Here is a 16,297-nt window from a genome sequence, read left to right on the forward strand (position 1 = left end):
GAGGTACCTTATGAAGGATTTTGATGTAACTAAAACCAAGTATGATCCGAATCAGGAAGAACAGGTGAAAAAGGGATTTTTCAAAAAGGTGAAATCCACGGCCGGGAAGGTTCCTTTTGTGAAGGATGCGGTGGCCATGTACTATTGTGCGATAGATCCTGAAACGCCTCTTTATGCCAAAGGGGTGGCTTTCGGAGCCCTGGCGTATTTTATTTCTCCATTGGATGCGATATCGGATATCATTCCATTGCTGGGCTTCACGGATGATGCGGGTGTCGTGCTGGGGGCCTTAAAAATGCTGAACATGCATATCAAGCCTGCCCACCGGGAAAAGGCGAACGAATTTCTTTCTTGAGTATTGCTTAAAGAGCGGGGGAGCTAAAGAATGGATAGGTACACGTCTACAGCGAGGGAACGCTGGCAGATGAGACAGAGTGAGCCGCAGCCTCAGGGCTGGGTGCTTGCTTTGTTTGCCTGGATTTTTACAGCACAAGGTTTTGTAGAAGGCCTGATAAGAGGTTATAATGAGCATTATCAGTCAGGGAGGTAAATAGCATTGAGCGTCATTATTTCACAGCAGATATCAGCAACGGGCGTGAAGGAATATACGAAGGTGATCAAAACATTTGATTCCCATTTTACACCTTTGGTTGGACAGAAAATCAGGGATACGGCTTTTGGCGATATGCAATATTATGACGTCGAGGATGTATTTATTGATCTGGCAGAGAATGAATACTGGGTGATTTTACCTGCAGTTATGCTGCACACCGATGATATTGAGGATGTACGGGATGCGGTACGTGAGTATCGTTCACATGGTTGGGAATGTACAAAACCTTTGTAAATCCATACTGCATAAGCATCTATACGGAAACGTCTTTCTTTTGCGAGATAGGCGTTTTTTTGTGTATTTATGTATAAAATCTTCCTAATGATTGGCATGAAAAGAAAGAATTAATGCTGAAAATGCGCAAATTGTATCATTTTTTATCATAAAACGACAAGTTGGGAAATGAAAACGGACTTAATGTGTTATACTTAGTATATCAAAGGACAAGAGTCTAAAACGACCGGTAAGGCCCTTTCTTTGAAGAGCCTCGTAAGGTTCAACGTTTATCCAAAATAAATGGTCAAAAGGAAAAGGGGAAATGCTAACGTGAGAGTGAATTTGAAATTTACGAACAAAGGGCAAGTTGCAGTCGAGAAGTTCAACAATGAGGAGCTTATCGAAATCTTTACCCGCTACATTAAAACGTTAAGCAAAAAGTATGATATCTCGGTTACCGTACCGGAAGATCTGAATGAGCAGATCTTGGCAGAGGGCACCGTAAAGGTCGTGTTGGATAAGATTAATTGTGACATGGACGCTTTTTTCAAGGAGCTGAGCCGGGATATTAAGGTGCCACTGGTCAAAAGATTGGGTACCAAATTGGATAACGTGTTTAAGACCGAGGTCGTGGAACAGAACTAAGGACAAGGATCAGGCGAGTCTGAATGATGATTCGCAATATGAAATCATAAAACCTCCCGAATGGGGCGCATGGCTAGGCAATGTGCTCGTTCGGGAGGTTTTATATGTTTAAACTGCTCTATTCAGCAGGAAATCATGCAATGTCGGTCCGTTAGCGGATGGTGGACGCAAGGCGCAGCTTGGCTAAATCAAACGAAGGAACAAGTCCTTCCTGTGCGGCGCGTCCGAGCAGTGCTTCGATGGCTGCGTATCCACTGTCGCCCAGATTGGCGGTAAAGTCGTTCACGTACAGGTCGATATGCGATTGGGCCACATCCGGAGACAGCTCCTGTGCATGGGACAATACATATTCGCGCGAGGCCTCGGGATGCTTCCAAGCATACTCGACAGAGGCGTGTATCCAGCCTGCGATCGCATAGAGGTCCAGAGAACGGCGGGCAATAATGGCTCCAAGCGGAATCGGGAGACCCGTATCTTCTTCCCACCAGTTGCCCAGATCCACTTGCTTGCTGAGACCGTAGGATGGATACGTGAAACGTGCCTCGTGAATAACCAGCCCGGCATCCATATGTCCGTCACGAACAGCAGGCATGATCTGGTCGAACGGCATCACGACAATTTCACCGACCCCTCCCGGCACATGCTTGGCCGCCCACAGGCGGAACAGGAGATAGGCCGTGGAGCGTTCACTCGGCACGGCTACGCGCTTGCCGGACAGGGCTTCCGGGCCTTGAGCCGTGGTGTCTTCCTTGGTCAGCACGAGCGGTCCGCAGCCCCGGCCGAGAGCGCCACCGCAAGGCAGCAGGGCGTATTCATCCAGCACCCAAGGGAGCGCGGCATACGAGATTTTCATGACATCCAGCCCGTTTGGCGTTACCGCCAGATTGTTGGTGATGTCGATATCAGCAAAAGTGATGTCCAGCTCAGGTGCGCCGGGAATCAAGCCATGCGCCAGGGCATGGAAGACAAAGGTGTCGTTGGGACAAGGTGAAAAAGCAATTTGCATCTATATAACCTCCGTTAATGTAGAGAATGCGGCTTCCAACGCTTGCAAAGCCTCTTTGATCCGCCAGGCTGCGCGGTCACGTGGACCCACGGCATTGGAAATCGTGCGGATTTCCATCACAGGCAGCTCCAGCTTGTTCGCCGCTACGGCTACCCCGTAGCCTTCCATCGCTTCGGCAGCAGCCCCGGGAACGCGCGCAGCCAGCCGTTCTGCGGTAGCCGCCGTACCTGTCGCCGTCGTGACGGTCAGGATCGGCCCGGCGACGGCTGTCTGTCCGGCGACACGCAGCGCCTGAACGAGCCGCTGCGTGGTTGCGCCGTTCACGGCAATTCGGCTGGAGCCGAAGCCCAGCTCGTCCACGCTGCTGAAGCCCTCCGCCGTCTCGGCCCCGAGGTCGGCGGCGATGATCGCGTCAGCGACGACGACGCTCTCCAGTGCGGCTACATCCACGAAGCCGCCGCCGATTCCGGCGCTGATGACCAAGCGGTAGCCACCGCCAGCCAGTGCCAACACGGTCGAAGCTGCTGCGGACGGAGCGCCCACACCAGCAAGCTCAACCGCAAAGCGACTGTCGCCTTTCAGCCCGCGCAGCACGGCTTCCCGTTCGCCCTCAACCGCGGTCATGATCAGGATGCGTCCGTCTGATGTTGTAGGCTCCATCGGTTGATTCCCCTTTAAATTTAGATCATATGCTACTTCATCATACTGCTTTTTGAAACGATGTTCAAAAAATAACGACAAAAAAAGCGCTCTATGGCGCCTTTTGGATAAACCTGCAATATGTTCACAAATCGAAAGCCAGCAGCATCGCTGCCTTAAATAATAACGATTACCCTGTGGTAACAGTTGGATATCAGTTATTTTCAAGGTAAAAAAGCAATTCTAATCTGGAAGAACAGTACAGGCATAGCATATAATAATTATATCGGCTGATCCTTGGTGATCAACTGAAACATCGTGATATTGCGGTCATAATGGCTTTGGGTCCCATCCTGATTGCGCACCCGAATCATCTCGCTGCTGAACAATTCGATATATCCGTTGCCAATCTCGCAGTATACGCCCGTCGGGTCCTCCTGCCAGACTGAAACGAGATGTTGAGACAGCGCCGCGGTGAAAAATTCAATGTTTTTTTGCAGTACGCGTGGCGTTTTCTTGGGTTCCATAACGTAAATCCTCCCTATATGATGCCATTTGAAAATAAAGCAATTGAACATGGCTGCTATGTGGTAAGTAACAACATGATAAACATAAAAAACAATAAAAAAGTACGGTTCGACAATTTACCTCAATGAAACAGACGTAAACACTGTACCCTTTAATGCTATTTTTGTAAAGTATCCGAGTGACCTTTTCAACATCAGGCTGCGTTTACACACATTTTACATTGCGTTTACACAGCTATGATGCTAGTGCGTTTCATCTAATAGTACAATGAAGCATAACTATACTGCATGATTGATGGAGGCCATATGTTGATAGAGAGTCAGAATAAGGATAAAGATAAAGCTGGGTCAGAACGCTACTTTAATCGGGATTTAAGCTGGATTGAATTTAACCGCCGTGTGCTTCAGGAAGCGCAGGATACAGATACACCGTTGCTGGAGAGAGCCAAATTTTTGGCGATTGTGTCCAGCAATCTGGATGAATTTATGGCTGTTCGGGTGGCAGAGACGCGGGAGAAGATCAAGGCCGGTTTTATGCAAAAGGACTTCACCGGATATACCCCCTCCGGTTTATACAAACGGCTGATGAAGCGCACGGTCTCGATGGTATCGGAGCAGTATCGAACCTACCGCGAAATTTCTCGCCTGTTGACGAAAAAGGGGATTTTGCTGCTTGAATATGAGGGCTTGAATGCGACACAGCGCAAGTCGCTGGATACGTACTTTCATGAAATTATATTTCCGGTGCTGACGCCGATGGCGGTCGATCAGAGCCGTCCTTTTCCACTGGTTCATAATAAATACGTATATTTGGCAGTAGTATTGAGACGTCAAGGGGATACGGAGGAGGATAAGCCGTTTTTTGCCATCGTGCAGGTGCCTTCCAATATTCCGCGTGTCGTGTCTGTGCCGCTACGTTCCAATAGCAAGAAGAAATCATTCATTTTAATTGAAGAGCTGATCAAGCATCATATTCAAACGCTGTTCACGGGCTATGTGCCGGAATCGGTTCAAGCCTTTCGTGTTACGCGTAACTCCGATTTGTCCATTAATGAAGAAGAGATCGAAGATTTGCTTGAAGAGATTGAAAAAGAACTGCGTCGAAGACGACGGGGAGCGCCGGTAAGACTGGAAGTGGAAAAAGGGATTCATCCCTATGCCCTGATGGAGCTTCAACGCGAATTCAAGCTGTTCGATCATGTGTTTGAGATGGACGGGCCGTTGGATCTGACGTTTTTGTCGTCTTTTGCCGATCATTTGGAGGGGTATTCGCATTTGAAATTTCCGGCAATCAAACCACTGTATCCGGAAGAACTGCCCCCGCAAGAGGATATTTTCAACGTACTTCGCAAACGGGACGTGCTCGTGTACCATCCGTATGAATCATTCGATGCGGTAACTGATTTTATCACTGAAGCGTCCGAGGACCCGGATGTGATGGCGATCAAAATGACTTTGTACCGTGTCAACGGTGAATCCAAGTTGATCCCGGCATTAGCTCGTGCGGCTGAATCGGGCAAGCAGGTAACGGTGGTCGTGGAGCTGAAAGCCCGCTTTGACGAGGCACGTAATATTGCCTGGGCACGCAAGCTTGAAAAAGCAGGCTGTCATGTAGTGTACGGTCTGGTCGGCTTGAAGACGCATGCCAAAATTATTCTCGTGGTACGCCACGAGCGTAACGCGCTCAAACGCTACGTGCATGTGGGCACAGGCAATTACAATGAAAGCACAGCACGGGTGTATACGGATATCGGTTTGTTCACATCCGACCCGGTGCTTGGCGAGGATGCTTCCGAGTTGTTTAATGAAATTACAGGCTTTTCCGCGCTCAAGACCTTGCAGGCTTTCACGGTGGCTCCAACAGGGATGAAGAATAAGCTGTTCGAGCTGATCCGCAGGGAAGCAGAGCAAGCTTTGGCAGGCAAGCCCGCCCGGATTATCGCCAAAATCAACTCCTTATCCAGTCAGGAGATGATTGATGAACTATATGCAGCTTCTCAGGCGGGTGTGAAGATTGATCTGATCATTAGAGGGGTTTGTTGCTTGCGTCCCGGTGTGGAAGGATTCAGTGAGAATATCAGCGTCATCAGTATTGTGGATCGCTTTCTGGAGCATTCCAGGCTGTTCTATTTTGAAAATGCAGGGGCTTCGGAGTTGTTCCTGTCCAGCGCGGACTGGATGACTCGCAACCTGACACGTCGGATTGAACTAATGTGCCCGATTTATGATGACCGGATTAAGGGGATGCTGTCGGATATTTTGCATTTGTCCTTGAGAGATAATGTGAAGGCGCGGCAGCTTCTGCCTAACGGAAGCTATCAGTTTGTGTCCAGAAACGACGAAGAGGCCCCTATGCGGAGCCAATCCGAAGCCATGAAGGTTAGAAATTGGAAGAAGGAAGAATGGACCATGACAACGTAAGGTTCCATGCTTTTTGAAAATCTTTGGCGACAGCCTCCAGCTCCCGCTGTTCCAGAATTGGTTCACCCGTGCTTTCCAGACGAAGATGCAGTGCATCGTCTCCTGTGGCGGGATTGATGCTGGTGATAATGCCGGATTCGCTCCGATCCATGCCAATCGCAAGCTGGAGCAGCGAGCCGAGTCGATGTACACGCGCCTCGTCGGAAGACTCCAGAATGTCGGCATGTGTGCGCAACAGGCGAGGCGTCCGATTCTTGGGATGGTAGTCCGCAATCAGCGCGGCCAGCACCGTTTCCCGATGGGACAGACCGCCGATGCCTGCATGTAGAATCCAGAACACGGAATGCTGCCGGAAATGGTAGTAGTTCAAGGCCGCTCCGGTTTTGTACAGTGTTGCGGCGGTCAGCAGCAAACGTTTGTCCATCGCTGAGGATGACACGTCAGCCCATATGTCAACGAGTTCGTCATAAAGTCGGACAGCGTACTCGTTCACCCGTTTGACGTGCGCTTCGCTAACCGGAACAGCGAATGAAAGTATATTGCGGATCGACGCGATGAGTGGATTGTCGACCACGGGCTGTTCGGAATTGACCAGCTCATGAAACAGTCCGTCACGCAAGCCCGCTCCGCTGACCAAATAGGTGGAGCCTTGAGCGGCCTCGAATATCGTTTTCAAGATAATTAGTCCCGGTACAATAATGTCGGCTCTGTCTTTGGACAGGCCGGCTGTTTTTTTGCGTTTTTCATAGGGAAGATGGGGCAGACTGACATAAAAATAATCGACATCTTCTGTCGTCATTTCGTAATGGTGCGTCACGGGCAACGAGTAATCCTGCCGCTTCTGATTGATTTTAGCCAAGGTACGCAAGGTACCGCCCAGACCGATGAACGGCAGGCCCGGATTGGAAAAGATCCAATCATGGTTTTGCAGCGAAGAACGGACGAAGCTCTCCATCTCCTCAATCTGTTGAGGAGACCATTCGCCGTTCCTGACTTCCCGACCAAAGCGCCAATTCATGTTGACCGCGCCAAAAGGAAACGATACGGTATGAAGCCGCTGCCGCTCACGGAACAGCGTAATTTCGGTGCTGCCGCCCCCAATATCTATAATAATCCCATCGCTCACATTCATTGTATTTACCACGCCCAGAAAGCCCGCATAGCCCTCCTGCTCTCCGCTCAGTATTTCCAGCGTTAAGCCCGTATCCTCAGCGATCCATTGGACAATTTCATCTGAATTCGCCGCATTGCGGATGGCGGCCGTAGCTGCTGCCCGCATACGAATGACCCCGTGCATACGGCATACCGTCAAAAATTGATTCAGCAATGGAGCGATGCTCCGAATGTCCTCCCGTTCCATACGACCATTCGCCCCAACCTTCTCGCTCAGTCGTGCGGCTTCCTTACATTCCTGCACAATCCGGTAGGCGCCTGTCTCTGTCATTTCATAAATTACTAGACGAATGGAGTTTGATCCAATGTCCATGATGCCGATTTTGCTGTTCATGGTATGACCTCCTTGTCGAAAAAAACGATTTGCCCGTAAATTTCGCTACTCCGTGCAAATGGTAGTCAGATTATTGTCATTGTACCAGTGATATCAGGTGCATGCTACCGTTGGCAGGGATCTTGCCCAAATGGACTTGAACCTTGGACTATCATCCAAGAATAGTTAGTTGCTGTTGAGTATGTATAAGTATACCTGACGGCGAAAGGAGAAAGGGTATGATGAGACAACTTGCAAGCAAATGGTTAAAGACGAAGGCGCTGTTGCACCATCCACATACCGCCGTTTATATACCGGAAACCAGTCTTTATAACGAGGAACAGTTGCGCATGATGCTAAGGCGGTATGGCCTTGTATTCATAAAGCCCGTGAAGGGCGGCGGTGGAATCGGAGTTATTCGTGTGGCTAAGGAACGCAGGGAATACACCTGCACGCGCATGGAACGCACATACCGGTTTAGTAGCTTTCGAGCGCTTGCTGTCGGAATCGGAAAGCTCCGGCTCCAGCGTCCGTATTTGATTCAGCAGGGTATTAGGTTGGCCACTATTCAGGGCAGACCGGTTGACTATCGGGTAAAAGTGGTGAAGGTGGGCCAGAGATGGGGTTTCCGGTCGGTGGTCGCACGTCATGCTCGCCCCGGACTGGTTATTACGAACCTCTGCAAAGGGGGAACTCTGATGAAGGGAATGAATGCGCTTCGGATGATTTATCCCCGTCGGGTAGCTGCCCGAAAGCGACGTGAAATGGTTAATCTTACACAGCGGTGTATTCCTGTACTGGAGGGCAGATTTCCGGGGATTGGACAATTGGGATTTGATTATGGGCTTGATCCGAATGGACGGATATGGATTTTGGAGGTAAACACAAGACCCCAATAATCGTTGAATTTCTTAAATTAACCTCCATTAATTTCAATTTATTAGATTGTAAATATAATATATATGTGTAAACTATAAAAATATTTTTTTTATTTAGAAGCGTCAAAACCCTGTGTATAAGTATTGTCCACATTATCCCCTGTCACATATATGGGTTAACGACACTTACCAACAATTTATACACAGGATTTCCACAACATGCTGTGGATAACAGAACGCTTGTTCCGTTTTTGGTATTTTGATAGAATAGATTTTGAAATAAAAGGAAAGGTTGTGTCGAGGATGGCTATGCTGACGGATGAAATGCTTTTGGATTCCTATCAGATGGCAATCGAGCTTAAACTTGAATGTGACTTCATTGCACTGTTGCTGGCTGAGATTCACAAAAGAAACTTAGAGATGAATACAGCCGTAGTCCTTCATTAGACCGGACAAGCTCTCGTACTGCGACTGTGAAGTCATTCAGGGTTCGAATGACTTTACGGACAATCACTGCAACGAATAGGCACACCGTAGAAAAGGGTATTTCACTCCAACGATTCAAATTTGGAGTAAAATACCCTTTTTTGTCATAGTCTAGAATAGACTACAGTTTCATGTTACTGCTGTGACCCGGGGACAGCTTGGCGTCCGGGTCAACATAAACCTTGGCGTTGTTGACGGCCGTAGGCGCTTCACCGAAGCCGACAGCAATCAGCTTGAGCTTGCCTGGATAGGTCGTAATGTCCCCAGCGGCGAAAATGCCGGGAATATTCGTTTCCTGACGGGAATCGACCACGATGGAGTTACTTTCGATTTCGATTCCCCATTCGGCAATCGGGCCGAGAGTGGATACAAATCCAAAGTTAACGATCACATCGTCCACTTCGATTTCCTGAGTTTCTTTGGTTTTTACATGAGCAAGGGTAACCTTCGTAATCGAGTCTTCCCCGTGCAGCTCTGTAATTTCAGTCGGTGTAACGACGTTTACTTTGGAAGCGAGGAGGTTTTCTACACTGTGTTCATGCGCACGGAACTTGTCGCGGCGGTGAATCAATGTAACCTGTTCTGCAATCGGTTCCAGCATGAGCGCCCAGTCTACCGCAGAGTCGCCGCCGCCGCTGATCAGCACTTTCCGGCCTGCAAATTTGCTCAGGTCGCTGACAAAGTAATGGAGGTTCGTTTTTTCAAAACGATTTGCGCCCGGCAGTTCCAGTCTGCGCGGCTCGAAAGCACCCACGCCAGCGGTAATGATGACCGCTTTTCCGTGATACTCGCCGCCTTTATCTGTTTTGACGATGAAGTGGCGTTCTTCCTTTTTCTCTAAGGATACGACCTTCTCTTCTAACTGTACTTCTGGGTTAAAGTGGTTCATCTGCTGAACCAGATTGTTGACTAGTTCCTGTGCAGTCACTTTAGGAAAGCCAGCGACGTCATAAATATATTTTTCAGGATAAAGGGCTGCAAGCTGGCCCCCGAGTTGGGGCATACTTTCAATTAAGGTGACGGATGCCTGACGCATTCCCCCGTAGAAAGCAGCGAAAATACCGGCTGGGCCGCCTCCGATGATAATCAGATCGCGGAGTTCCCCACCTGTGGATTGAACTGTCACTCTAAAAACACCTCCGAAAGGGATAGTATGGATAATGGATATTGAATGTAGAATCAGCCGCATAGAGGTTAAGAAAGCCGCCGAACGCATGATTCACTGTTTATCATTATAAACTGCCGGGTTCCGCTTGGAAAGTTTAAGTGATTAATATTTTGATGAAGGTTATCCGGCGTGTATAAATCATCCATTTTGAGAGCAAAGCTGTGAATAATCACTGATTACGTAAACCGGAAGGGGTAGAAGCATGAGCAGTGTTCCCAAAATTGTCATTGTGGGTGCCGGGTATGGCGGTATTTTGACGGCTCAGCAATTGCAAAAGGAACTCAAGCACAACGAGGCAGATGTCACGCTGGTTAATCGCCATGATTACCACTATATAACAACGCATCTCCACATGCCTGCGGCGGGTACAGATACGATTGAGCATTCACGGATTCCGATTTCGCAGCTGATCGATGAGTTCAAGGTGGATCTAATCAAAGGGACGGTTAAGGAAATCATACCTAAGGAGAAAAAAATCGTGCTGGAGGATGGATCGCTATCCTACGATTATCTGGTAATCGGATTGGGCGGGGAACCGGAAACCTTCGGTATTCAGGGGATGGATAAGTTCGCGCTTACCATTCGAAGTATTAACTCGGTCCGCTTGATCCGTGAGCATGTCGAATACCAGCTTGCCCTGTATAAAAATGACGGGAACCCCGGACGGCTAAATTTTGTAGTCGGAGGTGCGGGCTTTAGCGGGATTGAATTCGTAGCGGAGCTGGCGGATCGTCTGCCGCAATTGGCAAGAGCCTATGATATTGATTTTAACCGGATTCAAATTATTAACGTCGAGGCGGCTCCTACGGCATTACCGGGCTTCGATCCAGAGCTGGTAGAATACGCGATGGATGTTCTCAAGCGCAAGGGCGTCACCTTCCGCATCGGTGTTCCCATTAAGGAATGTCTTGAGGATGGCGTCATTGTCGGTGAGGGTGAGAAAATCGAAGCTTGCACGGTCGTGTGGACTGGAGGTATTCGTGGTAACGGTCTGATCGAGAAAGCCGGATTTGAAGTGATGCGTGGACGTGTGAAGATCGACGATTTTCTGCGTGCACCGGGTCATGAGGACATTTTTATTATCGGGGACAGTTCTTTAATGTTTAATCGCGAAGGACGCCCATATCCGCCGACCGCCCAAATTGCGATGCAGCAAGGGGTACTCTGTGCGAAGAATTTAGCAGCTACGCTACGGAAAAAGGAGCTGCACAAGTTCGTATTTTCCAATAAAGGAACGGTTGCTTCTCTTGGAAAAGGGGAGGCTGTCGCGGTCGTGGGCAATCGCAAAATAAAGGGCTGGATTGCCGCGCAGCTGAAAAAAATTGTGGATATCCGCTATCTGTTCATCATTGGCGGGATTCCGCTGGTGCTGAAAAAGGGACGGTTTTTCTAACTTGAACATGTAATAAACATAAAAAATCCTGTGCGATCTTTGGGAGCTTGACAGATGCCAGGATTTTTTGACGTTAGCCGAGCGTTCTGGCGACAAACAATCCGGTATCAGCATCCTTGTTTCCCTTTTTGGGGAAGCGGGGATGTTTTTTTGATATGAAAAAGCAAGGAAGAAAAATGAACCCATTAGGGGAAATGGTTTCGTCAATATGCATTTCATAAGGCCAACGTGAGGGCTATTATAAGCTGAACGTAGCAGATTCGGGTCTTTCCAATATAGTACAGAAGTCTTCTTACGATCAACGAACAAATGTTCTATAATATAAGGACACATCTTATGTAGAAGGAGTAATCCTATGACGCTTGAAATGACGGAATCATATGTAGATGCTATGGCTCCCAACGCGGCAGCGATAAAGAATGCTCAAGGACTTATCAAGAAGAAAAAGTTCGTCCATCTCCATCAATCTTCGGATGGCATGCTATTATTCGCTGAATGCTCCGGCAGTGGCAGCACAAATTATATATGCTCCGCCGATTTTATACAGCAAGAAAAGCCTGTATTTCGCTGTAATTGCCCCAGCCGCCAGTTTCCGTGCAAGCATGCTCTTGGGATGCTGTATGCCTACGTGGCAGGGGATACGTTTGATATAGCCGAAATACCGGAAGACATCGTGGCTAAACGTGAAAAAATAGAAAAGCGCGAAGAAAAGCAGGCTCAGGCCATCGCTGCGGCTCCAGAGGAATCTGAGGCCAAAAAGAAACGGAAAACCACCGCCAGCAAAAATGCGCTCAAGAAAAAGGTGCAATCCCAGCTGGATGGTCTGGATACGCTGGAGAAGCTTACGTTGTCTCTCATTCGTGACGGTCTGGCAACTGTCGATAGCAAAATGGTCAAAAGCATTCAGGATCATGTGAAGCAGATGGGCAATTATTATTTATCGGGCGCGCAAAATGAGCTGCGCCGCCTTTCATTGCTCTTATCTGACGTTGCTCAACGGGAGCACTATTATACATATATCATCGGGCAATTCACCCGAATACATGCCCTGATTAAGAAAGGGCGTCAACACTTGCAAGCCAAGCTGGATGATCCGGACCTGGCCCTCGATCATGAATCCACCATTGAGGAGTGGCTGGGTCATGCGTGGCAGCTTAGCGAGTTGAAGGAAGTGAACCGCGTAACGGAACAGGCTGAACTGATTCAGCTATCCTTTGTCAGTTACGACGATGCGGCCAGGCAGGAATATGTGGATCTGGGGTACTGGTTCGAGCTGTCCACAAGCCTTGTACGCCGGACGTTACAATATCGTCCCTATAAGGCAGCCAAGCGCATGCGGGAGGAAGACAGCTTTTTTGATGTGGCCTGTGTAGACACACTGTACATTTATCCGGGTGACCTTAATCCCAGAGTACGCTGGGACGGCATGGCGAGCAGACGATCTACGGCTGAGGATGTACAAGCCGTTGCCGAGCAAGGTGCGCATAGCTACAGTGAGGTACTGAAAATTGTGAAAAATCAGCTCAAAAACCCATTGGCAGACCCTCATCCAGCTGTATTGATTTATGCAAATGAAATTCAGCAGACTGGGGATGGTACGTGGGTGGTAGCGGATGAACAGGGGCAGCAACTGATACTGGCTGATATTTCTGTAAACCTTCCGGGGACTGTTAATTTATTACCTTATGTACCGGAAGCACAACTAACAGACATGACTTTGTTCGGTGTATTCGAGCACCAAATGGATACCGGCCGATTGGTATTCCAGCCTTTGACGATCATTAAGGACCAGCAGATCACGCGACTATTATATTGATCCGGCTTTATCTCAACTATGCATAACAGGAGGGATCTTATGAGTACCGTATTATTACAGGAGGTATACAGTGAAGTACGCCGATTATATATTGCAGGCAGTGAACTGGCTTCCGATGATTTCAGGTTGAAGAAATTACTGCCGCGTGTGCAGCAATTAGGCGAGAGAGCGCCTGTTTTCAAGCGAATTGGCGAAGGAATAGCCGCGCTTATTACGCCGGATGCATCTTATCCGTCAGCGGAAGCCGAAGCTTCTACGTTGTCGGCAAGACGCTTGCAGGAGCTTGCTTTGCTGCTCACTTCAGTATTACGGACGCAGGGAAGCACAGCAACGGAAGGGAAGCTGGTAAGGGTGGAAACCCGTTCGCTGGATACTTCCAGCGCTTATTCTTATCGGCAAATAGCCGCCGTACAGGAAGCTTTGACGACGACCGGGGGCGGACGGTATGAGATTGTGACGAAAGCGTATAAGGAAGGTCTTTTTCAGGATTTACGTCTGATTCCGTTGGCGATCAGAGCACTTGAAGACCCGTATATAGAAATTGCCGAGTTCGCCATGAATAAGATTCTGCCTTCGTATGGCAAACCGATCGTTCCCCATCTGCTGCAAACCCTTGATGCGCACGGTGGTAAACTGGAGTCACGCAAGTTGTCGGTCATTGGCAGTATTGATAAGGAAGGCTCACGGGAAGTAATTTATGAGGCGGCAGCATCCGGCTCCAATGATGTAAGAACGACGGCTATCGGATTTTTGGCAGGTCAGGAATCGTATGTGGAGTCGTTATTGGAGTGGAGCGGAGATAAAAAGAAGCCTATCCGTGAAGCCGCTTATGCGGCTCTTGCACAGAGCGATTCTATTGCAGCCCAGGAACGATTATACGAAGCCTTTTCCAGTAAAGATATCGAGTTGGTGACGCTGGCGCTACGTGCCCATTTGCCTGAAGCGCTTAAGGAAAAGCTAGCCTTGGATTTCAAGGAGGATTTGCACGCGTCCTTTGAGCTGAAAACCGATGCGAAGAAGTTGGACAAGCTTTCGAAAAAGATAGAGCACTTGTGTGCTGTATTTATAGATCGAACCAGTCCGCTACTGGATGAAATATATATATCTGTATTAAAAGATTCAGAGCATTTTAATGCGATTGGCTGGCATGTACTCATTAATCATGCGCTGGATCATACGGAAAACATAGGTTCAGAGGATGTATTGGACTTGCTGTTTCAGATGGAAGAGCGCAGTATTCACTATTTGCCTCATGCTTTCCGTTGCGCCTATCGGCTGTTATCCCCGACACAGTTATATGAACGATATGTGCTAAATGTAGATTTGAAATGGAAATCCAGAGTGAACATGGAAGCCAAGGTAAGACGCCAAAAGCTGGTACAGACCTTATCTTCCTACATCATTCAACAAATCAGCGAGTATTATTCCTTGCCTTTTGAGGATCATGATTATCCGCATCTGTTGAATGTATGGGAGCTTCTTCCGCAGGAGGAAGTTCAACTGCGTTGGGACCCCCGTTGGCTGGATTGGGTGATCGAACAGGACGAGCTGGAATTGGCAGCCGGATTTGCACGTGCGGATCATCCGGAGAGTCAGACATTTTTACGTGATAAATTAAAGAAAAATCCCGAGTTCCGCAATCGCTGGAGCTATCTCTTGTTGAAGGCACTGGAGCGGACGGGTATTTCGGCCAAGGAGAAAAACGACTTGCTGCTTACGATTTTGGGAGATAAGCGTAACAAGGATTGCTATATATTGCAGCCGTATTGGTTTAACCAACTGCTACAGATGCCTCCTGAGGCAGCAGAACAGGTGGAAGAGGCTCAGTCCCGACATTATCATGAAGCCAAAAAGCAGCTTGCCTATATAACGGAAACACTGAAAGGGATGAGAGCATGACGGAAAATGTACAGGAACCATTGCAGGATATGATGAGGCAACCAGCCGAGCATTTGTATGAGCATGAGTTGGAGGCGTTGCGTCAGCATGATAAGGGGAGAATTCCGGCAGGGTGGCAAATGTCGCCTCAAGCGGTGCTGACCTTTATTACAGGCGGAAAAGCGGGCAAAACTGAAATCACACCCAAATATATCGGCAACCGACGTCTGATTGAAATGGCGATTGCTACTTTGGTGACGGATCGGGCATTGATGCTGATCGGAGAACCGGGCACCGCCAAATCATGGCTGTCCGAGAATCTGTCTGCTGCGATCTACGGTCATTCCGGTCTGGTGGTGCAGGGCACGGCAGGTACAAGTGAGGAGCATGTACGCTATTCGTGGAACTATGCCATGCTGCTGGCGAATGGACCGACGCCCGAAGCGTTGGTGCAAAGTCCGATTATGCGTGCAATGGAGAAGGGGGGGATTGCGCGTTTTGAAGAAATTTCCAGATGCGCCTCCGAGGTGCAGGATGCGCTCATTTCCATTTTGTCTGAAAAAACAATTTCGGTACCCGAGCTGGGCAAGGAGATGAATGCACGTAAAGGCTTCTCCATTATTGCGACAGCCAATACGCGTGATCGCGGGGTTAATGAAATGTCGGCAGCGTTAAAGCGCCGCTTTAATATTATCGTGTTACCTGCGCCTTCTACTCTCGAAACCGAGATGGAGATTGTCAAAAAAAGAGTCGGTGAAATCGCATCGGCTTATGACTTACAGGCGGCTGCTCCAGCAGACGAAGCTTTACATAAAGTTGTGACCATCTTTCGTGAATTACGCAGCGGTATGACAATTGATAAAAAGGATAAGGTGAAATCGCCCACAGGTGTCATTTCGACGGCAGAAGCGATTTCATTGCTGACAAATAGCATGGCACTGGCAGCCAGCTTTGGCAGTGGAGAATTGACGGATGAAGATCTGGCAGCAGGGCTTCAGGGGGCAATCGTCAAGGATGACGAGAAGGATCAGCTCGTATGGAAAGAATATTTGGATCAGGTGATGAAAAAACGGGGTGCGGAGTGGCGCGGACTGTATAAAGCATGCAAGGAGATTAACGGGTGAG

The 16,297-nt window shown here is 48.6% G+C and carries 16 protein-coding genes; 11 read left to right on the forward strand and 5 right to left on the reverse strand.

The annotated features are described in order from the left end of the window. The first annotated feature begins 10 nt into the window (after nucleotides 1–10). The 4 genes from E0698_RS03625 (at nucleotide 11) to E0698_RS03640 (ending at nucleotide 1,474) form a co-directional block, all read left to right on the forward strand. Nucleotides 11–355, forward strand: a complete 345-nt coding sequence (locus E0698_RS03625) for a YkvA family protein (protein ID WP_149094675.1) — start codon at nucleotides 11–13, stop codon at nucleotides 353–355. A 30-nt stretch (nucleotides 356–385) separates the two neighbouring features. Further along, nucleotides 386–550 carry a hypothetical protein gene (locus tag E0698_RS03630; RefSeq protein WP_192510639.1) on the forward strand — a complete coding sequence of 55 codons (165 nt, stop codon included), beginning with the start codon at nucleotides 386–388 and terminating at the stop codon, nucleotides 548–550. A gap of 6 nt (nucleotides 551–556) precedes the next feature. After that, the gene (locus E0698_RS03635; RefSeq protein ID WP_192510640.1) at nucleotides 557–847 is read left to right on the forward strand and encodes a hypothetical protein; all 291 of its coding nucleotides are present in this window, start codon (nucleotides 557–559) and stop codon (nucleotides 845–847) included. A gap of 312 nt (nucleotides 848–1,159) precedes the next feature. After that, nucleotides 1,160–1,474, forward strand: coding sequence for a hypothetical protein (locus E0698_RS03640; protein ID WP_013311820.1), 315 nt, complete (start codon nucleotides 1,160–1,162; stop codon nucleotides 1,472–1,474). A gap of 151 nt (nucleotides 1,475–1,625) precedes the next feature. Here the strand turns inward: E0698_RS03640 and E0698_RS03645 are convergent, their stop codons facing one another. The 3 genes from E0698_RS03645 to E0698_RS03655 form a co-directional block, all read right to left on the reverse strand. Further along, on the reverse strand, nucleotides 1,626–2,480 hold the full coding sequence (locus E0698_RS03645; protein WP_192510641.1) for a 1,4-dihydroxy-6-naphthoate synthase: 855 nt from the start codon (nucleotides 2,478–2,480) through the stop codon (nucleotides 1,626–1,628). Beyond that, entirely contained in the window at nucleotides 2,481–3,140 is a 660-nt protein-coding gene (locus tag E0698_RS03650; RefSeq protein ID WP_192510760.1) for a futalosine hydrolase, read from the reverse strand. Between the two features lie 260 nt (nucleotides 3,141–3,400). Beyond that, nucleotides 3,401–3,646 carry a hypothetical protein gene (locus tag E0698_RS03655; RefSeq protein ID WP_134912850.1) on the reverse strand — a complete coding sequence of 82 codons (246 nt, stop codon included), beginning with the start codon at nucleotides 3,644–3,646 and terminating at the stop codon, nucleotides 3,401–3,403. A gap of 306 nt (nucleotides 3,647–3,952) precedes the next feature. Between E0698_RS03655 and ppk1 the strand changes: the two genes are divergently transcribed. Beyond that, the gene (gene ppk1, locus E0698_RS03660; protein WP_192510642.1) at nucleotides 3,953–6,067 is read left to right on the forward strand and encodes a polyphosphate kinase 1; all 2,115 of its coding nucleotides are present in this window, start codon (nucleotides 3,953–3,955) and stop codon (nucleotides 6,065–6,067) included. On the opposite strand, the gene E0698_RS03665 is transcribed toward ppk1, so the two are convergent. Continuing rightward, nucleotides 6,027–7,574: a Ppx/GppA phosphatase family protein gene (locus E0698_RS03665; protein WP_192510643.1), complete on the reverse strand. Its 1,548-nt coding sequence runs from the start codon at nucleotides 7,572–7,574 to the stop codon at nucleotides 6,027–6,029. The two genes, ppk1 and E0698_RS03665, sit on opposite strands and share 41 nt — an antisense overlap. Nucleotides 7,575–7,795: 221 nt before the next feature. Between E0698_RS03665 and E0698_RS03670 the strand changes: the two genes are divergently transcribed. Further along, a complete protein-coding gene (locus E0698_RS03670; protein WP_134914566.1) occupies nucleotides 7,796–8,452 on the forward strand; it encodes a YheC/YheD family protein in 657 nt (218 codons plus the stop codon). Nucleotides 8,453–8,734: 282 nt separating this feature from the next. Continuing rightward, nucleotides 8,735–8,878, forward strand: a complete 144-nt coding sequence (locus tag E0698_RS03675) for a sporulation histidine kinase inhibitor Sda (RefSeq protein WP_007431918.1) — start codon at nucleotides 8,735–8,737, stop codon at nucleotides 8,876–8,878. Nucleotides 8,879–9,038: 160 nt separating this feature from the next. Here E0698_RS03675 and E0698_RS03680 read toward each other — a convergent pair whose 3' ends face one another. Beyond that, nucleotides 9,039–10,043: an NAD(P)/FAD-dependent oxidoreductase gene (locus E0698_RS03680; protein WP_134912855.1), complete on the reverse strand. Its 1,005-nt coding sequence runs from the start codon at nucleotides 10,041–10,043 to the stop codon at nucleotides 9,039–9,041. A 244-nt stretch (nucleotides 10,044–10,287) separates the two neighbouring features. Between E0698_RS03680 and E0698_RS03685 the strand changes: the two genes are divergently transcribed. The 4 genes from E0698_RS03685 (at nucleotide 10,288) to E0698_RS03700 (ending at nucleotide 16,296) form a co-directional block, all read left to right on the forward strand. Next, nucleotides 10,288–11,478 (forward strand): NAD(P)/FAD-dependent oxidoreductase, encoded by a 1,191-nt coding sequence (locus tag E0698_RS03685; protein ID WP_134912857.1) that lies wholly within the window; start codon nucleotides 10,288–10,290, stop codon nucleotides 11,476–11,478. A gap of 355 nt (nucleotides 11,479–11,833) precedes the next feature. Next, nucleotides 11,834–13,294, forward strand: coding sequence for an SWIM zinc finger family protein (locus tag E0698_RS03690; RefSeq protein WP_192510644.1), 1,461 nt, complete (start codon nucleotides 11,834–11,836; stop codon nucleotides 13,292–13,294). Between the two features lie 39 nt (nucleotides 13,295–13,333). Further along, nucleotides 13,334–15,193 carry a HEAT repeat domain-containing protein gene (locus tag E0698_RS03695; RefSeq protein WP_192510645.1) on the forward strand — a complete coding sequence of 620 codons (1,860 nt, stop codon included), beginning with the start codon at nucleotides 13,334–13,336 and terminating at the stop codon, nucleotides 15,191–15,193. After that, nucleotides 15,190–16,296: an AAA family ATPase gene (locus E0698_RS03700; RefSeq protein WP_192510646.1), complete on the forward strand. Its 1,107-nt coding sequence runs from the start codon at nucleotides 15,190–15,192 to the stop codon at nucleotides 16,294–16,296. The genes E0698_RS03695 and E0698_RS03700 overlap by 4 nt, the downstream gene beginning before the upstream one ends. The last annotated feature ends 1 nt before the right edge of the window (nucleotide 16,297 follow it).

The organism is Paenibacillus sp. 23TSA30-6, from assembly GCF_014858585.1.
GTDB lineage: Bacteria > Bacillota > Bacilli > Paenibacillales > Paenibacillaceae > Paenibacillus.

Coding starts and splice junctions, on each gene's coding strand:
- E0698_RS03675 (WP_007431918.1), top strand. CDS start 8,735: ATGGCTATGCTGACGGATGAAATGCTTTTGGATTCCTATCAGATGGCA.
- E0698_RS03700 (WP_192510646.1), top strand. CDS start 15,190: ATGACGGAAAATGTACAGGAACCATTGCAGGATATGATGAGGCAACCA.
- E0698_RS03690 (WP_192510644.1), top strand. CDS start 11,834: ATGACGCTTGAAATGACGGAATCATATGTAGATGCTATGGCTCCCAAC.
- E0698_RS03655 (WP_134912850.1), bottom strand. CDS start 3,646: ATGGAACCCAAGAAAACGCCACGCGTACTGCAAAAAAACATTGAATTT.
- E0698_RS03695 (WP_192510645.1), top strand. CDS start 13,334: ATGAGTACCGTATTATTACAGGAGGTATACAGTGAAGTACGCCGATTA.
- E0698_RS03685 (WP_134912857.1), top strand. CDS start 10,288: ATGAGCAGTGTTCCCAAAATTGTCATTGTGGGTGCCGGGTATGGCGGT.
- E0698_RS03665 (WP_192510643.1), bottom strand. CDS start 7,574: ATGAACAGCAAAATCGGCATCATGGACATTGGATCAAACTCCATTCGT.
- E0698_RS03645 (WP_192510641.1), bottom strand. CDS start 2,480: ATGCAAATTGCTTTTTCACCTTGTCCCAACGACACCTTTGTCTTCCAT.
- E0698_RS03625 (WP_149094675.1), top strand. CDS start 11: ATGAAGGATTTTGATGTAACTAAAACCAAGTATGATCCGAATCAGGAA.
- E0698_RS03630 (WP_192510639.1), top strand. CDS start 386: ATGGATAGGTACACGTCTACAGCGAGGGAACGCTGGCAGATGAGACAG.
- ppk1 (WP_192510642.1), top strand. CDS start 3,953: ATGTTGATAGAGAGTCAGAATAAGGATAAAGATAAAGCTGGGTCAGAA.
- E0698_RS03650 (WP_192510760.1), bottom strand. CDS start 3,140: ATGGAGCCTACAACATCAGACGGACGCATCCTGATCATGACCGCGGTT.
- E0698_RS03670 (WP_134914566.1), top strand. CDS start 7,796: ATGAGACAACTTGCAAGCAAATGGTTAAAGACGAAGGCGCTGTTGCAC.